Origin of the sequence: Arcicella gelida (assembly GCF_034931025.1) — a bacterium.
Taxonomy (GTDB): domain Bacteria; phylum Bacteroidota; class Bacteroidia; order Cytophagales; family Spirosomataceae; genus Arcicella; species Arcicella gelida.
Map to the genome: position 1 here is coordinate 1 of NZ_JAYGIL010000007.1, position 23,107 is coordinate 23,107.

Below are 23,107 nucleotides of genomic sequence, written 5' to 3' on the forward strand. Positions count from 1 at the left end.
TATGGACAAGAAAAAGACGACTATTCTTCCAAAATAGATAGTTTAATCAAAATGACAAATCCGAGAAGTTTCAACGGAGTAATTTTGATTACTCAAAAAGGTAAAACAAAATATAAGAAAGCGTTTGGATATTCAAATTTGGAAAACAAAACTCCTTTAACAACCAAAGACAATTTTATTATTATGTCAAACAGTAAACAAATTACAGCTGTTTTGACTTTAAAAGAAGTTGAAAAAGGGAAAATTGATTTACAAAGTCCAGTTAGAAAATATTTACCCGACTTACCCCAAACTTGGGCAGATACTGTTACAGTCCATCATTTATTGAACTTCTCTGCTGGAATAACTGATATTGACAAACCCTTGATTTTTAAACCAAGTTCTGACTTTAAATATGGCAACACAACTTATATAATGCTTGGAAAGATAATAGAAAAAGTTACTGGCAGAAGATATATTGATGTAGCAAATGACTTGTTTAAAGAATTGAAAATGAAAAACACATTTTGTTTCGAGCAAGGGAAAGAACAAAATAGAGTTCAAGGTTATCGTAACACAAACAATAATTTTACAATAGTAGAAAAGCCAATTGAAAATAATGATATGGTTTCTGCGGCTGGAATTATCTCAAATGTAATTGACCTAAATACTTGGGACAAATTATTACACAAAGGAAAAATCCTAAAACCAGAAACCTATAAACTAATGACAACTTACAGCATTACTGCACAACATAACGCTTTTGGAAAAGAAAAAATAGGTTACGGTTATGGCATAAGAATAAGTGACAAAACTCCAATCAAATATGTAGGACACACAGGGGGCGGTTCAGGTTTTGTATCATTTAAAGTGTACTTCCTAAAAACAGACGTGGACGTGGTTGTATTAGAAAATCAATCTAATGAGAACATAGATTTATTCTATGAATTTGAAATTAAAATTAGAGAAATAGTAATGAATAGTAGCTTAATAAAAAAAAAACTGCTACCAATAGCTAAGGTTTCGTGGTGGCTGAAAGCCAAACCATGAAGGCATGGTGGACGGCTAGTCTTGAACTTAACTTGGGGTAGCGGTCGGCTTCGATTGTTTCTTTTATGGAGTTGTCGTTCGATTTGAAGATTTTGCAAGAGTAGGTTTTGCCTGCTTTTTTTGTTTTTAGGGCTTGTTTCTCATTTATAGTTATACCCATGTTTTAAAGTAAGTCTTTCGAAAATTGTTAGTCCGTTTGACCAATTAAATCTAAAATAAGCGAATTGTTTAGAATTACTAAGAAAACAACTACTTTAGGAAGTACAAAAACTGGCGCAACAATACAAAAAGTACTACAAAACTTTCGCATATTAGCGAGATGTGTGTGGCACTTTAACGAAACATGCACACACTAATGACAACAAAGCATTATGACATATTTCTTGACGACAAACTAATAGGAACGACTGAACTTGATAAAGCAGATGCACCTATGGGTGTTGTATTTGGACTAATACATTTTACGGACAATATTTTAGATTACAAATTTTTTAAAAAGTACTGTCTTGATAACAAAATAGAATTAGTGGACGATTACCCTGATGACAAATTAATTTCAACTCGAACAATAGAGAACTTAAAAGTTATAAACGAAAACGGAATAGAAATAAAAGCATTAGGAAACCAAATTAGTGGAATGGACGGAGAGGAATTTGAAATCACATTAGAAGGAGTAGCTTATCCATTCTTTGAAGAAGAGTTTCTACATCACGTAAAAGCATATAACAACCAATTCAAAGAAAGCTAATGACAATAGACAAAATTTTAGAAATTGGTATTGATGACAAAGAGCGACTTTTTATTAAGCCAGACAGAGAACGCTTTAGTTTGATTTATAGAACAGCAACAGAGGTTCATTGGGACAACAACAGGCTTTTTCTCTATTCGCCAAAACCAAGAGAGTGGACGTATTTTGATTGGTTCAGACAAATTACGGGTGTGACAGAAACTGAATGTAACTGCAAACTTATTTTGACGGATGTAACAGAATGGACAAATGTATCAGATGAACTAAAACAAAAAATAATTGAATACCAAAAAGCGACCGTATAACGTCGATAGTAGTTGCAGAACCCACTCCCCCAAATCCCCAAACTAGTCGTAGGTTGTTTCCTACGACTCAAAATGTTAAAGAGCGTCACGCAGTACAATGTATCAGGGATAAATATTCCTTTTGCCTTGCAACATTTTAATATATTCAATAAGCCCTTTCGAGCGTGAGGCTCTTACTTGTTTTAGGTCTTAGAGAGCCCTAAGACTAGTTGGAGTAAAAATAACTATCTAACGAGATGGTATAAGAAAATGTTGACCAGTTAGTACTATTTTTACAAATAGCTTCCTGTCGTTAAAGCTGGCCACCTACACCCTTAAACTTCTCAATAAAGGCAGTAATCTTTTGAAAAATACGTTGCTTTTTGGTTAAATACTGTGGATTTAATGGACTCATCTTGGGTAAAATAGCATTCAGTTCTGTTCCGTTTTCCGAAGCATATTCACGCTTTAAGGATGTTGTAATATATCTTTTTGCTGCTTCTACATTCAAATTCTCTTCTGTAATTAGTTCAGAAGCCTCCATTTTCTGTTTATCTTGAGCATAAGAGAAGAAAGCATCTATAATGTTTGCTTTATCTTGAATAGCATCAAGCTCTGTTTCATTAATAAAATCAACAACCAAACTTTCTTTTGCTCTATTGGCTATGCTGGCACGGATAACCCTACGAATTTCTTCTATTAACTCAACTTTATCTTTATTTTTTTTATTGTTTTCAAAAATTAACTCAAGAATATAGTCTAAGTTGATCTCTTGTGATTTAAGCAGGTCTATTTCAAAAACTACATCATCCCAATCAATTTTTGATTCTTCGGTTGCTGCCCCGCTTTTTTGCTGTCTTAGCCAGTCACGAATATCATTATAAGTAGAACGATAATCTTGAACAGTTCTTTCTTTTAGCAATTCAATTGCTTGCATACCAGCTATATCGTCATCCGTTACAAAATGAGTCGCTTTAAATGCCTCTACAGCTTCGGCATCATGTATATCTATTGTTTGAAGTGCTCTTACATGCGTAAATTCATCATAATTCTGTAATATGTTTTCTACACGCAAGTACTCTCCAAATAGCTTTGAGAACTCTTTTTTGTCTTTCTCCGTAACTATTTCATCAGGATTTGGAAACTTCTCATTTAATTCTTTTACAATATCGCTATAACCTCTGCGTGCTTCTCCTGTGGCAATGTCCGTAAAGCCTTCCAAATATTCTTTGTAACTCTTTTCAAGGACTACGTTTTTGGTGCTGCTATCTCCAAACAGCGTAATGGCATCTATAGTTGCTTTTTCTAAATCTCTGAAAGTAACAATATTACCAAAGGTTTTTGTGGCATCATAAATACGGTTGGTACGTGAAAAAGCTTGCATTAAGCCATGATAACGCAGATTCTTATCAACAAACAGCGTATTAAGTGTAGGGGCATCAAACCCTGTAAGGAACATACCAACAACGATGATAAGGTCAACCTCTTTACTCTTTACACGTTTGGCAAGGTCTCGATAATAATCTTGAAACCCTTTACTATCAATACCATAATTCATTTTAAACATGGCATTATAGTCATTGATGGCTTTTGTTAAAAATTCCTTGGCACTGCTATCCATTGCTGAGGGTTCAAAAGTCTCATCCACGATAGTACCTATGGCATTCTGTTCTTCATTGGCTGCAAAGGAGAAGATTGTTGCTATTTTTAGTGGCTTATCGCCATCTTTTTGCAAACGGTTTAGTTCCTCATAATAACATTTGGCGGCATCAACACTACTTACTGCAAACATGGCATTAAAACCTTTGTTACTCCCTTGATTTCTATGGGTTTTTAGCCTGAAATTCTGTAAAATATATTGAGAAATTTCTTTGATACGAGCAGGATGAAGTAAAGCTGTTCTGTTTTCTGCTGCACTTAGTTTTTGCTCATCTTGTTCTGATTCTATCCCTTTAAACAGTGGACGAACATTGTTATAATCAACTTTGAATTTTAGTACCTTTTCATCTCTAATGGCATCCGTAATTACATAAGAATGTAACTCTCTACCAAATACACTTTGGGTACTCTCTGCTCCAAGAGCGTTTATTCCTGCGAAAATGGGCGTTCCTGTAAAACCAAATTGATAGAACTTTTTAAACTTCTTGTTTAAGTTCTTTTGTGCTTCGCCAAATTGTGAGCGATGGCACTCATCAAAGATGAATACTACTTGCTTTTGATAGATGTCTAAATCGCTCTCACTTTTCATGAGGTTATTCAGCTTCTGAATGGTGGTGACAATGATTTTGTTATCGTCCTTTTCAATATTCCGCTTTAAGCCTGCTGTACTGTCTGAACCGTTCACACTATCGGGCGAAAATTTCTTATACTCATTCATGGTTTGATAGTCTAAATCCTTTCTATCTACCACAAAGAATACTTTATCAATGAAACTCATTTGCGTGGCTAATTGTGCGACTTTAAAACTCGTAAGGGTTTTGCCTGAGCCTGTAGTATGCCAAATAAAACCGCCACTTTCGGTTTTGGACCAATTTTTAGCTTGATACGAACTAGCTATTTTCCATAATATTCTTTCTGTGGCTGCAATCTGATAGGGTCTCATAATTAGCAGCGTATCGCTGGTATCAAAAACCGAATAGGTGAGCAATACATTTAAAAGTGTTTGTTTCTGAAAAAACGTTGCCGTAAAGTCTTTTAGGTCTTTTATCAAGGTATTGTCAGCCCTTGCCCAGTTCATCGTAAAGTCAAAGCTGTTTTTATTTCGCTCTACAGTGTTGGCAAAATAACGGCTGTCTGTACCATTTGAGATAACAAAAATCTGTACATATTTAAAAAGAGAGTTTTTACTATTAAAACTCTCTTTAGTATAACGGTGTACTTGATTAAAAGCTTCTCGGATAGCCACTCCACGCTTTTTTAGTTCTACTTGCACTAAAGGCAAACCATTGACTAATATGGTTACATCATAACGGTTGGCTTGTGTGCCTTTTTGTTCAAATTGTGATATTACCTGTACTTTATTACGGGCAATATTCTTTTTATCAACTAAGTAGATATTTTGGATATGTCCATCATCAAATACAAAATCGTAAATATAATTATCATGTATCTTCCTTGTTTTTTCAACAAGGTTATCACTTGGCTTGTCTAAATATTCCTCTATAAATCGTTTCCATTCACTATCCAAAAAACTCATGTTGTTGAGTGCCTGTAATTGAACTCTTACATTGGCAAACATGGCTTCCATCGTGCTAAGGTCGGAGCGATATTCATAACCTTGATTCTGTAAATCTTGGATTAGCTCTTTCTCTAAAGCTGCTTCTGTTTGATAGCTAACAGATAATTCAAAAACTTCTGAAAGTTTAGTATATCTATCAAGGACTATGAAGTTATTTGATTCTGCGATGGTATTATACTGTGACATTTTATTCTGTTTCGCTATTATTAACAATTGTATTAAAGTGGTAAACGCTTTTTACTTCACTCACTAAGAAACTTAACACTCTCTTGTCATTATCATCAATAATTGAAATTTCTTCTCCATTATGTTTAGAATGACTTGAGAGATTGATTATTCGTCTATAATATGCTTCACGTGACTCTTGTGGCAAAAGGTCTTCCCATTTATTGTATCCAAGAAAGGTGGACGTTTTTTCTAAAATGTTACGAAGAAAATTATAGTGATACTTTTGAATATTCCCAGAAGCTATTGCCTTTTCAAGTTCAGATATAAGAAAAAGATGATAAGAAAAAGGTGAGTCTTTGGGCTGGACATCAAGTGAAAAAGTACCATCACTCAATTTTTCTAATCGTTTCTTTTCACAGTGTTTGGGTTTGTAACCAAAACGTGAATCAGCATTGTTAAATTCATTGAATAGCACATTATAAAATAAAGGATTGTGTGTTGTAATAATGAATTTTAATTCCGAAGTGCTTGACTTAATTAACTCCGCAATATTTACAGCCAATTCAATTAGATGTGTATCATCTAGTGAACTCACAGGGTCATCAATAAACACATATTTTAAATTGTCAAACTGATTGGTGGCTCGTTCGTCTGGTTCTGGAACGTTTAAAATCTCAACAATTTGTTCAAGTAGGCTGTAAAATACACACCAAATAAAATTACTTTCTTCTCCTTTAGATATTTTTACATTATTAACACTTTGGTCATCACCTCGTTCTATTGAAAAGGTTACCTCAGAAAAATCTGAGCTGAATCTTGCTGTTAAGAATTGATTAGTATAATGTTGAAAGTTAGAGACGATGTTACTATCAAGACCTTGGTCTTTAAGAAAACCGAGAGCTAAATTAGTAAAACCATTGGGACGTATGGTAAGTTTTCTAATTAGGTCAGTATCCAAATCATTATCCCAGTAGAACAAGTCTTCTGTAAACGCATTGTAGTACATTATTTTAATACTTGATTCTTTTTGTTCTTCTGTATCAGTCTCTTTGGGAGCTAACAATTCTTTAAATTCACGTGATAAGCGTGTTTTTCCTGTGCCGTTAAATGCGTAGATTAACTGCACTTTTTTTGTAGAATTCTTTAGTTCCTTTGCTATTTCGGTTAATGACTGACCCATATTATACTTTTAAATTACTCTTTTGGAAAAGTTAATAATAAATCTCGATAATACTCATACTGCTGCTTCCGTAAGGCTATCTCTTTTGGCAATCCTTCACTGATTGAAGTAGTGAGGGTATCGAATTTGTCAAGAATGGAAACGATACGAGTTTGTTCTTCTAGTAGTGGAACGGGGATAGGAAATTTAAGAAACATAGGTTTTCTCATGGATGTAACAGAGGAGCTAACAGAAGTTTTCTCTATGTAAGAATAGAAATTAGCTACGATATAATGATAAACATACCTTGGACTAATTTCTTTTACATTCGGTACAATCCTATAGGCTCTTTGGTGTAGTGCATATTTACCAACAGCCCAATGAAAAACCTTACCAACTCCCACGCCATCTCCTGCCGTAATAATGGACGTTTCATCAAAATCATATGTGTCCAACCTCAAAGGCGTAATACCTCTTGCATAAAAGATATAATCTCCATCAGGAATAGCATCTTGAGTATCATGACTACCTGTGCCAATGAAGGCTACCTCCCCCAAAGTTTTCCACTCCACTTCTCCCTCTTCAAAGCTTAGCAATTGCTCTCGATAATACTCATACTGCTTTTTACGAGCTGTTAGCTCCGCTGTTAGCTCCGCTGTTAGCTCCGTAAAAGTATCAAGAATACGGACAATTTCGGTTTGAGCAGAAAGGGATGGTACCGGGATAATCACTTTCTCAAAGCCTTTTGCATTAATCGCTGATATTTTTCCTGAAGAGATTGATTTTTTTATTTGATCATGAAAAAAGCTAGTTCTTGAAAAGTATGCTACATATTTAGGGTTTAATGAGCTTTTGTAAAAAAAACAGGCATCGTGAATAACGACATCTTCATCTCCTAACCACGCTGTACTTTTACCAATATCTTCAATCGTTTCACCAGCAGCAACAAAGACAACGTCTCCTTTAGATGCTGTCCGTAACTTAGATGCAAGTTCTGTACTTACAAATGATTTTGACTTATCAGCCCAAATACCATAGTGCGTGTACATTTCCCCATAATGAATACACGGTGTACCTTCTGAAATAATATCGGTTTTTACAAATCGTCTACCTCTAATAAACTCCCCAGTCTCCCCCAAAGTCTTCCATTCCACCTCAACGCCTTCTAATAATTTATCTAAATAGCTCATGCTTTTATTATCGTAATAATTAGTTGTTATAGGCTTTTATTTCATTGACCAACAAGTCTTGCAATTGGTCTTTTGGTAATAAAAGCTGATATTCTGCCACGCCAATGGGCTTATTGATGTCTTGGAGGGCAATTTCTACATCTAAATGGTCTTTATCGGCACAAAGAATAATTCCGATAGAATTATTTTCTGTTTCGCCCTTCTCCAATTTATCGAGCAACGACAGGTATAAATTCATTTTGCCTACATATTCGGCTTTAAAACTTCCTATTTTTAATTCAACAGCTATCAAACTTCGCAAACCACGATGAAAAAAAAGCATATCCACAAAATACTCTTTATTATTGTATTCTAAGCGGTGTTGGTTGCCGATAAACGTAAAGCCCTTGCCTAATTCCAAGACAAAGTTTTTGATTTTTTCTACCAATCGTTTTTCCAACTCCGTTTCTTTTACTTTTTCGATAATACCCAAAAAGCCAAGATTGTAACGGTCTTTAAACACTTCATTGGCATAATCTGCATCAATGGCGGAAAGTGTTTCATTAAAATTGTGCGATTTAATTTGTGTTTGATGATGGCTGAAGCTATCCATTTTGATAGCATTGAGCAACCAATCTCTGCTCCAGCCTTTGGCTATTGCTTCGTTAGCATAAAAAAGTACAGCTTCGAGCGACTGAACCTTATTGATTAACAACAAATTATGCCCCCATGGCAAAACTGCGACAGCCTGTCGCAGTTTTAAGTCTGCCAAATAGTAACGCTCATAAAACCGTTTCATATCCCACAAATTGCGGGGCGATAAGCCCATATCGGGAAATTCTTTTTTGAGGTCAACCGAAAGTTGATTAACCACGGCACTACCGTAACCTTCGGCTAATTGTTTTTCAGCAATCAACTTACCAAGATTCCAATAGATTGATTGTGTGGCACTGTTTAATTGTTTGGCAACAATTATTCTGGTTGTACGAATTTGCTCAACCGCTTGTTTCAAAATACTTTCGTATTCTTCTTTTTTTAGGCTTATTTCTTGGCTCATCGTTTAACCTTCAATCTCGTTTATAATGGCATCAATACTGCTACGTAGTGCATTTATTCTCTCTACGGTTGTGGCAATCTCTGCGTTTAATTGTACAATATCTACTTTCTCACGGGTATCTTTTGTTTCTATATAAGAGCTTACCGAAAGGTTATAATCGTTTGCTGCAATGATGGCATTGTCGATAGATTTAGCTACGTATTCAACATCAGCTTTGCTATCAAACATTGCCATAATCTTTTCAATGTGTTCATCATTAAGCACATTGTTATTGGTTGCTTTCTTAAAAAAATCTTCCCCACTTACATCAATAAACTGTGTTTTGGTATCAGGCTTATGTTTTGAAAGTACCAAAATAGTCACGGCGATAGAAGTACCAAAGAAAAGGTTGGGAGCTAAAGAGATAACGGTTTCCACAAAGTTATTGTCAACCAAATACTTTCTAATCTTTTGTTCTGCCCCACCACGGTAAAAGATACCCGGAAAACAAACCAAAGCCGCCCTACCTCTACCAGAAAGATAACTAAGGGCATGTAGCACGAAAGCAAAATCAGCTTTAGATTTAGGAGCAAGCACGCCAGCAGGAGCAAAACGGTCGTCATTAATCAAGGTAGGGTCACCGTCACCAATCCATGGTATTGAGTAAGGCGGATTAGAAACGATGGCATCAAAAGGTTTATCATCGCTAAAGTGTGGGTCTGTGAGCGTATTACCCAAAGCGATATTAAACTTGTCGTAATTGACATTGTGCAAAAACATATTCATACGAGCCAAGTTATAGGTCGTATGGTTTATTTCTTGTCCAAAGAATCCTTCTTCAATAATATGGTTATCAAAATGCTTTTTGGCTTGCAACAATAAAGAACCCGAACCCGCAGCAGGGTCGTATATTTTATTGACGGTGGTCTGCTTGTGCATGGCTAATTGAGCAATCAGTTTAGATACACTTTGTGGCGTAAAAAACTCACCTCCCGACTTACCTGCATTAGCGGCATAATTAGAAATCAGAAACTCATAGGCATCACCAAAAAGGTCGATTTCGTTATCTTCAAAATTACCAAAGGTCAGTTCAGCAACACCTTTGATAACCGCAGCCAAACGGCTGTTTTTATTTTCAACGGTATTGCCAAGCCGTGTACTGGTCGTATCAAAATCAGCAAATAATCCCTTTATATCATCTTCAGATGGATAACCGTTTGCTGAACTTTCGATAGCGTCAAAAATAGCTTTTAAGTCGGTATTAAGATTAGTATTGGTATTGGCAGTTTTAGCAATATTTACAAAAAGTTGACTGGGATAAATAAAATACCCTTTTGTTTTGATGGCATCATCTTTTATATCGTGAGTAATATCATTATCTGGATAGTTTGCGTAGTTGACACTATCATCTCCGCCTTCGATATAATTGGTAAAGTTTTCACTGATAAATCGATAGAACAGCGTACCTAATACAAACTGTTTAAAATCCCACCCATCCACTGAGCCACGTACCTCGTTGGCTATTTTCCATATTTTAGCTTGTAATTCTGCTCGTTGATTTGTACTTATCATTTTTTAATAACTCTTTGGGGTTTAATATCGTTTCCAATACTTCTTTCATGCTCTTCATTCCTGTTTGAAAAATGGTCGCTAAGATAGACCTAATATTTTAACTATCTCCTTTTGCAATATAAAATTAATGGATTTATTACCAATCCTTCTGTCTGTTGTCCGCTAAAAGGTTAACGTTAAAAATTTGTGTTTACTCTTGAAGTTCTATTGCTAATTTTCAATGGCTTCTTTGGTATGTGCATTTCTTGTTACTCCAAATTCTGCTGTATGTAAATACTGGTTAGTGTAACTAAATATACCTTCCCAAAATGCCTTTTCCATAGACTTCCACATAAGTTTTTATCCAAGAGCTAGATGCTGTTTTGTTCCATTTCAAGAGCAAAGGTATGAACGTGTTCTTAACTCAGGAACAAGGTCGCAGCCCTTGGGTTTGCCAAAAAATCTCCACCCATGCGGGTCGTATTTATTTGGTAAAACCTTGTTCCTGCTAAACACTAACCTTTTATGCTCGTGAAACGAAACAAAGCATACTCCGACTCTTTATACGAATAAAAAAAATGTCAGACATGAAAACATACAGTATTGAAAATGGCAATAAAGTGAAACGAAACAGCACCACCTCTCATTGCCGAATAAATCTAAATAAATCACATCAAATTCAATAATATAAAATATGGCAAATTGGTGCAGTAATATGGTTGTCTTCGAGGGAAGTACCGAAGCAATCAAACAGATACAACAGCTTTTCGAAGCAATGAAGGAAAACGAAGAGAAAACCGAAAAAGGGCAACTACCCGACTTTACAGACAATACTAACGGAGGTTATTTTTTCAATATCTATTGGAACGAGGGAGACGAAGGCATATTTCAGTATGAGACAAGATGGGCACCCAATTCCGAAATATTAAGAACGATAGCAGAACGGTATCTTTTGAACTTTACTCATGACTATGAGGAAATGGGCAACAATATATACGGTAGAGCAAGTTACCAAAATGAAATACTGGACGATGTATGTTTAAGCGATGAAGAATTGGAATTATATTCGTTTGACGAAGAAACAGATACCTATCATTTTGAAGGAGAAGTCTACGAAATTGAATATGAGATATTGGAAATTCTTCTGGAACGAAAACTATCTTTCTGAAATTAACAGATTTAAAGGTTTGTTGCCTCAATGTAACAAACCTTTAAAAGCTATAATTGCTCTAATGTAAAGCATACTAACTTGATTAAGAATATCTTTTTACCACAGTCTGGCAGATTTTACCAGAAGAAAAATTTGAGGGATACGAAACCAAGTTTAAAGAAGTGAACTGTATTAATTCTTTACTTAACATAATATTTATTATAATTCAAATCATATGCTACTGATTTAACTTGACACTTAAACGTTAAGTGCGTGAATATCAAGGAATTGAAAAGAAATAAAAAAATCGTAAATGTTCCTTTACCTCCGAAAAGTAGGAAGAATTTACCGTGTTGGATTCGTATCTTCCAAGGAATTAAAGACGGATTTGCACATGGATTTCAAGCGGGTTCGACAGTTGAACCGCTGGTATTTTAAACATCGAATTCTTCCATATTTAAAACCTAAAAGACGAAAGCCCATGAAGCCAGAAATCAACAAAACCAAAGACCATATGCTACTGCAGAAATGATACAAAAAAACAAAATGTTCAAGACACAATAAATCAAAATTATAGTCAAACAGCACCACTTGTGGATAGGTATTGCAAGGAAATAAAAATTAAACGATTGAAAGGATTGCTAAATCAAATGTCTGAAAAAAGAGAAAACACAGAAATATAAATAATAACTATCATCATAATTATTTCCTATTTATCGGCACATAAATACATTTGCTGCCGAAATATTAATTTTATATCTTTGTGATTGAAAATTAATATTTCGTAAGAAAATGAAGATTCAGAATATACATACGACTGATTTACGTCCAATTTTTGTGAAAAATCATGAATTGGATAGAGAAAGTATAGAAGACTATCTCAGAACGATTGGTAACTATAATGTTGAATATACCTTGAACAGTCTAGTTAAAAATGGTTTGCTCGAAAGAACAGGAAGAGGAAGATATTCACTTGGATTGAAACGGCAAATTTATTCCCCACCCTTAGAAAACGAAATCAAAAGAGTTTACGGATTAATTCAAGAAGAAAAACCATTACTTGAATGTTGTGTTTGGAGAACCTCCATTATCAATGAATTTACCTTACATCAAGCGGGGCGATTTGCCCAAATAGTTGAAATAGAACGAGACGGATTAGAAGCAGTCTTTGATTTATTACGTGACCATTACCCAAATGTCTATCTAAATCCATCGGATGAATTATTGGATAGATATATCGTTTACCAGAATGATGCTATCGTTATCGTTCCTTTAACCTCAGAAGCTCCAACGCAAGTTATTGATGGTATCAGAACGATAACAATTGAAAAACTTTTAGTGGATTTAATAGTTGATGTTAAACTTTATGAGTCATTTCAAGGAGCAGAACTTGCTTATATTATCAAAGAAGCATTCCGTAAATATCCAATTAATAAAGATAAAATGTTACGATACGCCAGGCGACGACGGAAAGGTAATAATGTTGAAAGTATGATTGAAATGAGTTTACAATTAGAAGATTTTTAAAAATTATGATTGATAAAAAAGTAAGTCACTCCCTTGAATGGCTCAATAAATTTTCTCAGTTAAATAACGGTGCGGATAAAATTTTGGTTGAAAAAACGGTGAGGGCATTAACTTTATTAGAAGGTTTAGTCGAAAGTAAACTGAATTTTATTTTCAAAGGTGGAACGGCTTTAATGTTGATGCAGCAAAATAATCCCAAAAGACTTTCGATTGATATTGACATTATTATCCCCAAAGTATCGGATGATTTATTAGATATTTTGAAACAAGTGTCAGAAAGTCAAGGATTTAGTAGAGTTGAAGGACAAGAAAGAAATTCTGAAATAAATATTACAAAAGAGCATTTTAAGTTTTTTTATATTCCCACACACCTAACAAATCAGTCAGAAGACTATATATTATTGGACATCTTGTATGAAGAAAATCCATATCAAAAAGTAGTTAAAACCCCCATCAATTCACCATTTTTGTTTCAAAACGGTGAGAGCCAAACAGTTAAAACTCCTTCATTTGAAGATATACTTGGGGATAAAATGACAGCTTTCGCACCCAATACAACAGGTATTCCATACTATAAAGGGAAGTTTTCAAAAAGTATGGAGATTGTTAAACAATTGTATGATGTTGCCAATTTATTAGAATCAATCAATGACCTTTCCATCGTTAGAAAAACATTCAAGCGTTTAGCTCAAATAGAATCACAATATCGTGAATTAGAGATTACATACGATGATGTATTGCGTGATACTTACCAAACGTGTTTATGTTTGGCTCTGCGAGGAACAGATGGAATAGGGAATTTTGAAGAACTCCTTTCTGGCATCAAAAAGGTAAGCCGATTTATGTTTTCAGAAAATTTTAGCTATGAAAAGGTAGTAGTAATGACAGGTAAAATTGCCTACCTTACCCGTTTAGTAGCTAATGACGAAACCGAAGTACGCCTTTTTAAAGGAGCAAAAACCGTTAAAGATTTATTAATAGTACAACCACACAATACTAAACTAAATAAGCTGAAAAAGCAGTACCCAGAGGCTTTTTGGTATTGGTGGCTGGCGACACAATAATTATTGAATGTTAAATTTCATTACGAATTTGAAGATAAATTCGTAATACTCCTACAACACCAAACATTTGAAAAATAAAAACTACTAAAAATAATTTTGAATAAAATAATGGCAAAAATAGTAGAAGAAAGATTTGATTTATTTTCTTAAAAGATTAACCCAACAGCCACAGAACACAATAAAGTAATCAAGCATAAAAAACGGCACATCGTTGCCTAAAAAATAAGCTCAATTGTTTTTTTTAAATATAGGTTCTTATGGCAACGGAACAGGAATAAGACATCATTCTTATACAGATTATTTTGCAGTCTTACCCTCCAAAATGTTACATTATAATTCATCTATGGCGTTACGTGAAACCAAATAAATATTACAAAGTACATTTTCTAATACAAATAAAATTGAAGTTGGAACGCCAGTAATTAAAGTTCCATTTGGACAATACGCTTCTGAAACGATGGAAATAATACCTTGTTATTTTTATGGACTAAGCAATACACCACTTAGTCAATTTGAGTCTTTCAGAATTCCTGATGGAAAAGGCAATTGGTACACTTCGAGTCCAAAAGCACATAATGTGTATGTCGAAAATCAAAACAAAAAAATTTGGTAGATAACTTAAATCGTTAATTAGATTAATAAAATCATGGAAATACTATAATAATGTTTCTATTCAATCTTTTTATTTAGAATTGAGTGCTACTAAATATCTTAAAAAAGAAAAGAATCTTTTTTAAGATAAGTTGGATATGTTTCATTTTTGTCTGTTTTTAAGTCGTATCACAAGTTTTAATCCTGACCATTTTTCGTCAATGGCACAAACTTTTATGTCCACCAATCCATTGTTAAGTGCTATGCCCCGAACTATATTTCCGTCTAAGTCGGTTTCAATCTTTGCTGATTTTTTATACCACGAAATCCAAATTATTCCGTTTTCTTCAATTTCTTGTTGCAGCTCTTTTATATCCTTGCTCAGTTGTGCTGTACTTTTTGCGAAATAATGAATGAAATCTTTTTTGCTTTTTTTGTCCGTAAGTTCTTTTATGTCTTGGACCCTTCATGATTATAAATACATTGATTGAAAACTTTATCTTAAATGGTTAATTACTTGTTCTATTCAATCAATTACTAAATCTATTAGACAACCCTTTTGTTCCCCCCTCTCCTTTCGTTTTCCAAGAGTATATTTCCCTAACTACGCATTCAATGTTCTTTCAATTCTGTGAGATATGAGAAAAACAAACTTGCACAAAAGAAAGTACTGACCATGTTCTAAAGGGTGGATTATCAATTTTATTCCACCAGATGTTATGTTCATATTTACTCGCTTTATCAATAAATCGAAAATAGGAAAGTATGTAAAAATCTGAAATACAATAAGCTAGTTAGCCAACTTTAATCCCAACTTAGAAAGATTAGTAATAAATCCACTTTTTCTAATTCATATAAGGTTTTGGTAATTGTACCGCCAGAGTCGATGTTTTTGTATTTTACTAATTTTCCTGTGTTGAATGCCCCACCCCTTCTCAAAAGTGTTTTTAAGATTAATTAATGTTTTTCCGTCATCTCTAAATAAAGAGGAAAATATATATATCGGCTAACAATAAATGGATTTTCAGCCAAAATATTAAATAATGGATAGTTTTGGCTGAAAATATAAAATGATTTCGTTGATTTTTAATGAAGAATTAACGTGAATTGTATTATACTAAAGATGTTTTTTAAAATACAATAATTATATCTGGTTATCGCACGACTTAATCGATTTTTAGAATAGTTATAGTTTCTCTATCCGAAACCTTTAATTCTTAAGCCTATTCAACTTTTGTTTAAGGTAGCTTTTTAAAATCCCAATCATTTGTATTCATTAGTCCACTCAAACATCTGTTCAAACTATCAGAGTGACTCGTTCATCCAGTTAGATTTTTGTATTAAAGTAACAACTCCTATATTGTATGCGTAAATGGCTGCAGGAACAAAAGTAATGTTCAGATTATCTAATGTCCTATTACCTGTTTGATCTATGGTAGTTACCAAAGTAGCCTTAAAATTATTTTGATTGCAAAAATGTAATAAACTGTTTAACTCCTGTGGTTTATCAAAATAGCGATTACTCCATTTAACTTCTACACACCATTGTGGTCTAAATAATTTATTATCAATGAGAACAATATCTACTTCGCCTTCAGAGCGTCCCATTTTCCAACGTGCATATTTTAAGTCAAGATTTTCCCTGTGCATCCATTGAGAAAAAATAGCAGTCTCTACCATATTTCCTGACTCAGTATCGATTTCTTGTATTGGTGAAAACAAAGCAGTACGTAATGATGGATTGGTTAAATACACTTTGAAATTAGTAATCCGTTTGAATTTCTTGGCGTTATCATCAATTTTGTGAATGACCTTGATTAAAAAGGCGGCTTCTAAGTATTCTAAGTACTTCTTGATGATTTCTTTTTGAATACCACTGTCTCTCCCTAATTTTTCATACGAAAATTCATTACCTGTATTATAAGCTAAGTAACTGAAAAAGCTATTGAGTTCCTGAACGTCTTTAATGCCATATAAACTAGGTAAGTCTCGCAACAGAACTTTATCAACAATATCGCTTTTTACATAGCGACCCATATCACTCTGAATTTTTTCGGACAATACTACTTCTGGATATCCGCCATAATTAAGATAATGAAAAAACTCTTTATTTAATGCCTTATTATCGTGCGTAGTAAAAAATGGCACATCTTTTCCATTATAAATAATTGACTTAGATTGTACTAAATGATTCAATCCCTTAAGATGTATGTATTCATGAAAAGTCAATGGAGGTAACATAAAATCGGTAAATCTACCAGCACCACTTTCTGAACTTTGCAATCGTAAAGCTGCAGCTGCCGAACCAGAAACGATAAACTTTGTTTTTGGGTAAAAATCGACTAATACTTTGAGATGACGTTCCCAGTCCTTTAGGTATTGAATTTCGTCAAAAAACACAAAACACCCTTCCAGACTGTCTAAATGAACGGCTTCTTTTGCCAACAATAATATGTCCTCTAATCCCAGTTGCATATAAATGGGATTATCGATGCCGATGAAAAAGATTTTTTGAGGCGAAACCTTTTCTATAATCAATTCTTGTATGGCATGAAACATCATAACCGTTTTGCCTACACGACGTGGCCCCATTAAAACCACTGCTCTTTTTATTTCGGTTTCTTTTACAAAAGGATAGAACAAATCAAAATATAGTCTTTTTGACATATCCATGTACGTTTGTTGTACTTGACCAGAGAGCCACCAAGGGTTTTCATACTGCAAACGTTCTATTCTTTTAGATGTTGGAATAATATTATTAAAGTTCATAATTTTATTTATTTTCATGCAAATGTAAAAATAAATAAAATAAATATATCTTATTTTTACAAATTAAAACACTTTAAGCTAGTTTGTTTATTATTAATGGTTTATTTCCACCACTCCATCACCACTAAATGTTAGCAATATATACCTACTGAAAGGCTCTGTAAGTAAAGCTTATTCTTAAATAATATTACACTAACTCATGTTTTAACACAACTTAGAGGATTTTAGAATCATTGCAGTTTCACTATCCAAATATTTTAATTCTTAAACCTATTTAACTATTGTTTGGCGTAACGTTTATAAGTCTAAATCATCGACATTCTACACTAAAGCAATATTTCGTAACATTTCCTAAATGCTTTTTACATTGGCTTCCACATAGGCTTTTATTCAAGAGCCAGAGCTGCTTTGTCCCATTTCAAGAGCAAAGGTATGAACGTGTTCTTAACCCAGAAACAAGGTCAAGCCTTGGGTTTGCCAAAAAATCTCCACCCATGCGGGTCGTATTTATTTGGTAAAACCTTGTTCCTGCTAAACACTAACCTTTTATGCTCATGAAACGAAACAAAGCATACTCCGACTCTTTACACGAATAAAAAAAATGTCAGACATGAAAAAATACAGCATTGAAAATGGCAATAAAGTGAAACGAAACAGCACCACCTCTCATTGCCGAATAAATCTAAAAAAATCAAATCACCTCAAACTCAATCAAACAATCTATGGCAAACTGGTGCAGTAATACGGTTGTCTTCGAGGGAAGTCCCGAAGCAATCAAACAGGTACAACAGCTTTTCGAAGCAATGAAGGTAAACGAAGAGAAAACAGAAAAAGGGCAATTGCCCGACTTTACAGACAATACTAACGGAGGTTATTTTTTTAATATTTATTGGAACGAGGGAGACGAAGGCATGTTTCAGTATGAGACAAGATGGGCACCCAATTCCGAAATATTAAGAACGATAGCAGAACGGTATCTTTTGAATTTTACTCATGATTATGAGGAAATGGGCAACAATATATACGGTAGAGCAAGTTACCAAAATAGAATACTGGACGATGTGTGTTTAAGTGATGAAGAATTGGAATTATATTCGTTTGACGAAGAAACTGATACCTATCATTTTGAAGGAGAAGTCTACGAAATTGAATATGAGATATTGGAAATGCTTCTGGAACGAAAACTCTCTTTCTGACAGTAACGGCTTTAAAGGTTTGCTCCCTTAATGGGACAAACCTTTAAAAGCTATTATGGAGTGATGCTTGGCGTAAGTCTTCTATTAAAATGAAGAGCCTTTTTTATTTTTTTAATTGCCATTCATGCCTATAAGCCAAAGGCGTTACTCCATTGAACCGTCTAAACATTCGATTGAAAAAAGACTGACTTCCATAACCTGATTCGTAGGCAATAGTTTCTATACTTTTTTCGGTATGAGCCAATAATTTACAAGCATGAGCAAGCCGATACTCATTCAATGCTTCTTTGAAGGTTTTTTGTGTATGTTTTTGAAAAAAACGACAAAAGGAAGAATCGGTAAAATGCAATAATTGTGCTACGTCCTGGCTGCGAATGTCATCCATGAAATGATTGGCGATATAATTAAAAACCTTATCAATACGCTCAATACTAAGAGAAGGCATTTGTGTGTTCATAGTTGCTTCTATACCTGTATAGTTTTCGTTTGACATTAAGTGCAGAATTTCAAAAAACACAAATAATTGCTCTACTGGCTGAACGCTAAAAAGCTTTTCAAAATGTTTGTGGAAAAAAAAGTGTTCTGCTTGCAACCGTAAAATTATACCTTGTCTGGATGCCGTTAACATCTGATTGATTTTTTCAAATTCGGGAAATATTGCTGAAATAGTATCTAATTTTTCAGGCAAAACCTGAACTAAATATTCTTCATATATCTCATCTTCAAATCCAAAATCAAAACAACGATGGGGAATGTCAGAATGTAATAATATAATTACTCCACTATCGTAGGGTTTTACCACATTGGAAATATATAATCTTCCTTTTCCTCGTGGTATATAAACTAGTTCAATTTCTGGATGGAAATGCCATGAAAGTTTTAAACATGATGACTTAGCACGATAATGTTTTAACAGTAGAGAACTTCCAAACTTGGTTGAAATAACTTCAAGTGCTATTTTTTTAGCCGTCATTTTTCCGGTTTATGTGTCAAATTATATAAGTATGACAATTTAGTACAAAAAATGGGAAATCAGATTAAAGAGACTACTTTTTATAAAAGTTTATTTTGCACTTATATTTTAACAGTAAAGGAAGCGCTTATAATCTTATAGTAAAGTTTTTTCAAACAGAACTAGTTTAATTTCTTTAGCTATTTTGGTTATTCTTAAGTGCCTTTTGTTTGATAGCTATGATTTCAATTATTCAATCTTAACAATAGTAATCAATGGAACGGAGACAATTTTTAAAAGCATTAGGTGTTGGAGCTGCAAGTTTAAGTTCTCTAGATTTATTTGCCACAGGCAAAAAAGTAAAATCTATGGGATTACAACTTTTCTCAGTTCGAGAATTTATAGCAAAAGACTTAGAGGGTACATTAGAAAAAGTAGCTGCTCTTGGCTACAAAGATTTGGAAATATATGGGTATAACGGCACTTTTTTCGGTAAAACAACAAATGAATTTAAAACGATTCTTAAAAATACAGGAATAAAAGTCGTAAGCTCGCACCATCCGGCTGGTATTGGTATAAAATCGAAAGGTTCGTTAACAGAGGGCTGGAATAAGGCTGTAGAAGACTTAGATAATATTGGTGCTAAATATATGGTTTGCCCATACTTGTTTCCGCAGGAACAAACCAATGAAACCTATGCTATGCTACCCGATTTATTAAGCAAGTCAGGCGAAGTTACAAAGTCGGCAGGTATTCAGTTTGCCTATCATAACCACGATTTTGAATTTAAAGAATATAATGATTCCACGCTTGTTTTCGACCATATAATCACAAATACACCAGCCGATTTGGTTAAAATTGAGCTGGATTTATATTGGATTATAAAAGCTGGTTACGAGCCAATTAAATATTTTGAAAAATACCCAGGTAGATTTCCGCTCTGGCACGTAAAAGATATGGAAGATGGTAGCAAAGGGATTACGGAAGTAGGACACGGAACTATTGACTTTGATAAAATTTTTGCAGCTCGTAAGATAGCGGGCTTAGAGCAGTGGTTTGTGGAACAAGATATAACCAAAGGGAATATGTTTGAAAGTATCAAATCAAGCCACGATTATTTATCAAAAAAGAAATTCAAATAAGTAGAGTCATAATCTTAAAACTAATTTAAAAATGAAAAAAATATTATTGCCATTTTTTTTTACTGTAAGTATTCTCAGTACATTTTCACAAACCAGTGCACAAATAAATCAATTATCAACTAAAGAGAAGAAAGAGGGCTGGGCATTATTGTTTGACGGTAAAACAAACAATGGATGGCATTTATACAACAAAGGAAAAGAGGCTTCTGCTTGGGTCGTTAAAAACGGAGAATTGAAATGTGATGCAACGATTTTGGATGTAGAGCGAGAGGACTTAGTCACAGACAAGGAGTTTGAAAATTTCGATTTAAAGTTTGAATGGAAAATTTCAAAAGAAGGAAATAGTGGCGTTTTTTTTAATGTTATCGAAAAAGAAGATATTCCAAAGGCGTGGGCTTCTGGGCCTGAATATCAATTATTGGAAAAATCACACCATGATTACGCATTCAGTGCAAAAAAGCGTTCAGGTTGTTTGTATGGCTTTTATGAGCAAAAAAAAACTGCTCCTGATAAACCAGCAGGTCAATGGAATCAATCGGAGATTAAGCAAGTCAATGGAAAAATTGAATTCTATTTGAATGGTGTTCTTACTGCCACAGAAGACTTGAATAGTGAAAATTGGAAAAACTTAGTAGCTAATTCAGGTTTTAAGGCCTTCCCAGAATTCGGAAAACATACCAAAGGTCGCATTTCTTTACAAGACTGGTCAAAAGGTATTTCCTTCCGAAATATAAAAATCAAAGAATTGTAAATGTTGATACCAATACTGAGGGGAAGATAGAAATGAGCGCTTAATATCATGTTAGGACAGAAAAAAACTGTCGCTACCCAATAAGTTGTTTTTTGATTTTTAAATACAAAGCAAAACTGCATAGGAGCAAGAAGGTTTCATTTTCCTGAATAGGAATTCAAAATCAATTTTTGAAAAATGTGCCTCTTTGTGTGCATGGTACTCAGGCGTACCAATCGATGCTTGAACTTGCTAGATTTAGAGCAGGTTCAAGCATCATAGTATTGTCGCAAAAAGTTCTGTTTATGCAGCAAGTCAACAAAGTTTCGGTGATGGTGCAAATATTTAGATGGCATAAGCTGTATTGGACTCTGCTGATAAAAGCTTCCCTAAAAGTTTTCTTGTTTTAACACTACCATAATTTTTAGTAGCTCGTTCTAATTTCTTCACATCAAAGAATTGTCTCTTTGAATAAACCTTTTCCAAAACTTGTTCTTTGTCTTCTGCTAAATTTTCCAAATTATTAACAAGGTCAACAAGTAAAAATTCCTTTGTTACTTTCTTTGGAAAATGGGGCTTTATAAAAAAAGAAAACGTTCTTTTACCAAGCATAAACTCTCCATGACGCTTGTGATTATACACGACACGCTTGTTATAGAGCTGGGTAGTCCCAACGCCTAAACTATTATAGAGATTAGGTGACATCAATAAAAAGCGGTCATCCTTCAGAAATTGCTGTACCAAGATTTCTTCGTCTGGTGGTGTCTGTCCAAAAACTGTTTGGCTGGAATAGTAATAAAGGCCCTGTGACAATTTTTGAAGCACCTTGCTTTTTACAAGTTCCTGAACATGACGATCTACAGACTTAGACCATTGTTCCAAATCTGCTCTGCGATATACCCTTCCAGGCTTTAGATGTGCTTTCAGTTCATCAAGTTTCATAACTACTTCCTTTTAATATAGTGTATATGAATGTGTATGAATGTGTATGAATGTGTATAAATATGTAAGATTTTTCATTTAAAATTCATGCAAAAAAATCATTTAATTATCAATAATGCAAATAGTTGAATTTGCTTATGTTTTCCTTGTCTCGGAAGATTGTTGGTTGGCTTTGCAACCCACTTTGGAAGCCAAAGATTCAGTGGGTCCTTTAAAAATGGCTCTGCAAATTCGTAAAAAGAAGAGTGAATTAGTTCATCATCGTAACGACGATTCGGTCTGACCGTGGTGTTCAATAATGCTATTGGGTTTATGCTGATTTGATTCAAAAAGCGTGCATCAAAATGAGTATGTGTTCTTTGGTATAACCTAATGAAAATTCTATGACAGAAAGATTCAACCTAACCCATAAGAAGAGTTCAATTTTGGGAATAGATTTGTATTTAAAGGGTCTTTGATGTAATAAATTGATTAAAGTAGTCCAAAAAATCAATTTGGAGATAATATATCAATCTCAATCATACGCAAAAATAAAATCTAAATAACCATCATTCCTTCCTAGCCACTCCGAAACCATTTTTTACCTATTTGCTTATATTCTCCTTAAAACTCTCCTTCACTCAGCTTTAAATACTTAAATAAAAGTCCAAAATATTACAATA

At 33.9% G+C, this 23,107-nt stretch carries 20 protein-coding genes; 11 read left to right on the top strand and 9 right to left on the bottom strand.

Translation table 11 applies throughout. From position 1 onward, the window contains the following. Nucleotides 1-1,029 (top strand): serine hydrolase domain-containing protein (locus VB776_RS07255; protein WP_323327514.1); only part of this gene is annotated, 1,029 nt, incomplete at its 5' end. Here the strand turns inward: VB776_RS07255 and VB776_RS07260 are convergent. Then, complete coding sequence (locus VB776_RS07260) at nt 995-1,189, bottom strand: hypothetical protein (RefSeq protein ID WP_323327516.1); 195 nt, start codon at nt 1,187-1,189, stop codon at nt 995-997. The two genes, VB776_RS07255 and VB776_RS07260, sit on opposite strands and share 35 nt — an antisense overlap. Before the next feature lie 195 nt (nt 1,190-1,384). On the opposite strand from VB776_RS07260, the gene VB776_RS07265 reads away from it, so the two are divergent. Together VB776_RS07265 and VB776_RS07270 are read left to right on the top strand one after the other, a co-directional pair. Next, on the top strand, nt 1,385-1,777 hold the full coding sequence (locus VB776_RS07265) for a hypothetical protein (RefSeq protein ID WP_323327518.1): 393 nt from the start codon (nt 1,385-1,387) through the stop codon (nt 1,775-1,777). Beyond that, nucleotides 1,777-2,082 carry a hypothetical protein gene (locus VB776_RS07270; RefSeq protein WP_323327520.1) on the top strand — a complete coding sequence of 102 codons (306 nt, stop codon included), beginning with the start codon at nt 1,777-1,779 and terminating at the stop codon, nt 2,080-2,082. Before VB776_RS07265 ends, VB776_RS07270 begins: the two co-directional genes overlap by 1 nt. A gap of 292 nt (nt 2,083-2,374) precedes the next feature. Here VB776_RS07270 and VB776_RS07275 read toward each other — a convergent pair whose 3' ends face one another. The 5 genes from VB776_RS07275 to VB776_RS07295 are packed head-to-tail and all read right to left on the bottom strand — an operon-like array spanning nt 2,375 to nt 10,403. Further along, nucleotides 2,375-5,485 carry a type I restriction endonuclease subunit R gene (locus VB776_RS07275; RefSeq protein WP_323327522.1) on the bottom strand — a complete coding sequence of 1,037 codons (3,111 nt, stop codon included), beginning with the start codon at nt 5,483-5,485 and terminating at the stop codon, nt 2,375-2,377. Between the two features lies 1 nt (nt 5,486). Then, a complete protein-coding gene (locus VB776_RS07280; protein ID WP_323327524.1) occupies nt 5,487-6,647 on the bottom strand; it encodes an AAA family ATPase in 1,161 nt (386 codons plus the stop codon). A 14-nt stretch (nt 6,648-6,661) separates the two neighbouring features. After that, nucleotides 6,662-7,816 (bottom strand): restriction endonuclease subunit S, encoded by a 1,155-nt coding sequence (locus tag VB776_RS07285; RefSeq protein ID WP_323327526.1) that lies wholly within the window; start codon nt 7,814-7,816, stop codon nt 6,662-6,664. A 19-nt stretch (nt 7,817-7,835) separates the two neighbouring features. Beyond that, nucleotides 7,836-8,852, bottom strand: a complete 1,017-nt coding sequence (locus tag VB776_RS07290) for a PDDEXK nuclease domain-containing protein (RefSeq protein ID WP_323327528.1) — start codon at nt 8,850-8,852, stop codon at nt 7,836-7,838. Between the two features lie 3 nt (nt 8,853-8,855). Continuing rightward, on the bottom strand, nt 8,856-10,403 hold the full coding sequence (locus tag VB776_RS07295; RefSeq protein ID WP_323327530.1) for a type I restriction-modification system subunit M: 1,548 nt from the start codon (nt 10,401-10,403) through the stop codon (nt 8,856-8,858). Nucleotides 10,404-11,097: 694 nt separating this feature from the next. On the opposite strand from VB776_RS07295, the gene VB776_RS07300 reads away from it, so the two are divergent. The 4 genes from VB776_RS07300 to VB776_RS07315 all read left to right on the top strand — a co-directional run bounded on the left by VB776_RS07300 (nt 11,098) and on the right by VB776_RS07315 (nt 14,736). Next, complete coding sequence (locus VB776_RS07300; protein WP_323327532.1) at nt 11,098-11,550, top strand: DUF1281 family ferredoxin-like fold protein; 453 nt, start codon at nt 11,098-11,100, stop codon at nt 11,548-11,550. 774 nt (nt 11,551-12,324) lie between these two features. Then, a complete protein-coding gene (locus tag VB776_RS07305) occupies nt 12,325-13,059 on the top strand; it encodes a DUF6577 family protein (protein WP_323327534.1) in 735 nt (244 codons plus the stop codon). 5 nt (nt 13,060-13,064) lie between these two features. Next, nucleotides 13,065-14,123, top strand: a complete 1,059-nt coding sequence (locus tag VB776_RS07310) for a nucleotidyl transferase AbiEii/AbiGii toxin family protein (RefSeq protein WP_323327536.1) — start codon at nt 13,065-13,067, stop codon at nt 14,121-14,123. Between the two features lie 457 nt (nt 14,124-14,580). Beyond that, nucleotides 14,581-14,736 carry a hypothetical protein gene (locus VB776_RS07315; RefSeq protein ID WP_323327538.1) on the top strand — a complete coding sequence of 52 codons (156 nt, stop codon included), beginning with the start codon at nt 14,581-14,583 and terminating at the stop codon, nt 14,734-14,736. A gap of 1,283 nt (nt 14,737-16,019) precedes the next feature. Here the strand turns inward: VB776_RS07315 and VB776_RS07320 are convergent. Next, on the bottom strand, nt 16,020-17,483 hold the full coding sequence (locus tag VB776_RS07320) for an ATP-binding protein (RefSeq protein WP_323327540.1): 1,464 nt from the start codon (nt 17,481-17,483) through the stop codon (nt 16,020-16,022). Between the two features lie 722 nt (nt 17,484-18,205). Between VB776_RS07320 and VB776_RS07325 the strand changes: the two genes are divergently transcribed. Then, nucleotides 18,206-18,679 (top strand): DUF1281 family ferredoxin-like fold protein, encoded by a 474-nt coding sequence (locus VB776_RS07325; protein ID WP_323327542.1) that lies wholly within the window; start codon nt 18,206-18,208, stop codon nt 18,677-18,679. Between the two features lie 103 nt (nt 18,680-18,782). On the opposite strand, the gene VB776_RS07330 is transcribed toward VB776_RS07325, so the two are convergent. Continuing rightward, complete coding sequence (locus VB776_RS07330) at nt 18,783-19,652, bottom strand: helix-turn-helix transcriptional regulator (RefSeq protein ID WP_323327544.1); 870 nt, start codon at nt 19,650-19,652, stop codon at nt 18,783-18,785. Between the two features lie 254 nt (nt 19,653-19,906). Between VB776_RS07330 and VB776_RS07335 the strand changes: the two genes are divergently transcribed. Together VB776_RS07335 and VB776_RS07340 are read left to right on the top strand one after the other, a co-directional pair. Continuing rightward, nucleotides 19,907-20,773 (top strand): sugar phosphate isomerase/epimerase family protein, encoded by an 867-nt coding sequence (locus VB776_RS07335; protein ID WP_323327545.1) that lies wholly within the window; start codon nt 19,907-19,909, stop codon nt 20,771-20,773. A gap of 31 nt (nt 20,774-20,804) precedes the next feature. Next, complete coding sequence (locus VB776_RS07340; protein WP_323327547.1) at nt 20,805-21,524, top strand: 3-keto-disaccharide hydrolase; 720 nt, start codon at nt 20,805-20,807, stop codon at nt 21,522-21,524. 324 nt (nt 21,525-21,848) lie between these two features. Here the strand turns inward: VB776_RS07340 and VB776_RS07345 are convergent, their stop codons facing one another. Then, nucleotides 21,849-22,445: a hypothetical protein gene (locus tag VB776_RS07345; protein WP_323327549.1), complete on the bottom strand. Its 597-nt coding sequence runs from the start codon at nt 22,443-22,445 to the stop codon at nt 21,849-21,851. A gap of 115 nt (nt 22,446-22,560) precedes the next feature. Between VB776_RS07345 and VB776_RS07350 the strand changes: the two genes are divergently transcribed. Next, nucleotides 22,561-22,728, top strand: a complete 168-nt coding sequence (locus VB776_RS07350; RefSeq protein ID WP_323327551.1) for a hypothetical protein — start codon at nt 22,561-22,563, stop codon at nt 22,726-22,728. Nucleotides 22,729-23,107 lie beyond the last annotated feature (379 nt).

What these genes read in the sequence shown, in the direction of transcription:
- VB776_RS07300 (WP_323327532.1), top strand. Translation starts at nt 11,098, where the DNA reads ATGGTTGTCTTCGAGGGAAGTACCGAAGCAATCAAACAGATACAACAG.
- VB776_RS07340 (WP_323327547.1), top strand. Translation starts at nt 20,805, where the DNA reads ATGAAAAAAATATTATTGCCATTTTTTTTTACTGTAAGTATTCTCAGT.
- VB776_RS07335 (WP_323327545.1), top strand. Translation starts at nt 19,907, where the DNA reads ATGGAACGGAGACAATTTTTAAAAGCATTAGGTGTTGGAGCTGCAAGT.
- VB776_RS07295 (WP_323327530.1), bottom strand. Translation starts at nt 10,403, where the DNA reads ATGATAAGTACAAATCAACGAGCAGAATTACAAGCTAAAATATGGAAA.
- VB776_RS07345 (WP_323327549.1), bottom strand. Translation starts at nt 22,445, where the DNA reads ATGAAACTTGATGAACTGAAAGCACATCTAAAGCCTGGAAGGGTATAT.
- VB776_RS07330 (WP_323327544.1), bottom strand. Translation starts at nt 19,652, where the DNA reads ATGACGGCTAAAAAAATAGCACTTGAAGTTATTTCAACCAAGTTTGGA.
- VB776_RS07290 (WP_323327528.1), bottom strand. Translation starts at nt 8,852, where the DNA reads ATGAGCCAAGAAATAAGCCTAAAAAAAGAAGAATACGAAAGTATTTTG.
- VB776_RS07285 (WP_323327526.1), bottom strand. Translation starts at nt 7,816, where the DNA reads ATGAGCTATTTAGATAAATTATTAGAAGGCGTTGAGGTGGAATGGAAG.
- VB776_RS07265 (WP_323327518.1), top strand. Translation starts at nt 1,385, where the DNA reads ATGACAACAAAGCATTATGACATATTTCTTGACGACAAACTAATAGGA.
- VB776_RS07310 (WP_323327536.1), top strand. Translation starts at nt 13,065, where the DNA reads ATGATTGATAAAAAAGTAAGTCACTCCCTTGAATGGCTCAATAAATTT.
- VB776_RS07260 (WP_323327516.1), bottom strand. Translation starts at nt 1,189, where the DNA reads ATGGGTATAACTATAAATGAGAAACAAGCCCTAAAAACAAAAAAAGCA.
- VB776_RS07305 (WP_323327534.1), top strand. Translation starts at nt 12,325, where the DNA reads ATGAAGATTCAGAATATACATACGACTGATTTACGTCCAATTTTTGTG.
- VB776_RS07325 (WP_323327542.1), top strand. Translation starts at nt 18,206, where the DNA reads ATGGCAAACTGGTGCAGTAATACGGTTGTCTTCGAGGGAAGTCCCGAA.
- VB776_RS07320 (WP_323327540.1), bottom strand. Translation starts at nt 17,483, where the DNA reads ATGAACTTTAATAATATTATTCCAACATCTAAAAGAATAGAACGTTTG.
- VB776_RS07275 (WP_323327522.1), bottom strand. Translation starts at nt 5,485, where the DNA reads ATGTCACAGTATAATACCATCGCAGAATCAAATAACTTCATAGTCCTT.
- VB776_RS07280 (WP_323327524.1), bottom strand. Translation starts at nt 6,647, where the DNA reads ATGGGTCAGTCATTAACCGAAATAGCAAAGGAACTAAAGAATTCTACA.
- VB776_RS07270 (WP_323327520.1), top strand. Translation starts at nt 1,777, where the DNA reads ATGACAATAGACAAAATTTTAGAAATTGGTATTGATGACAAAGAGCGA.
- VB776_RS07350 (WP_323327551.1), top strand. Translation starts at nt 22,561, where the DNA reads ATGCAAATAGTTGAATTTGCTTATGTTTTCCTTGTCTCGGAAGATTGT.
- VB776_RS07315 (WP_323327538.1), top strand. Translation starts at nt 14,581, where the DNA reads ATGGAAATAATACCTTGTTATTTTTATGGACTAAGCAATACACCACTT.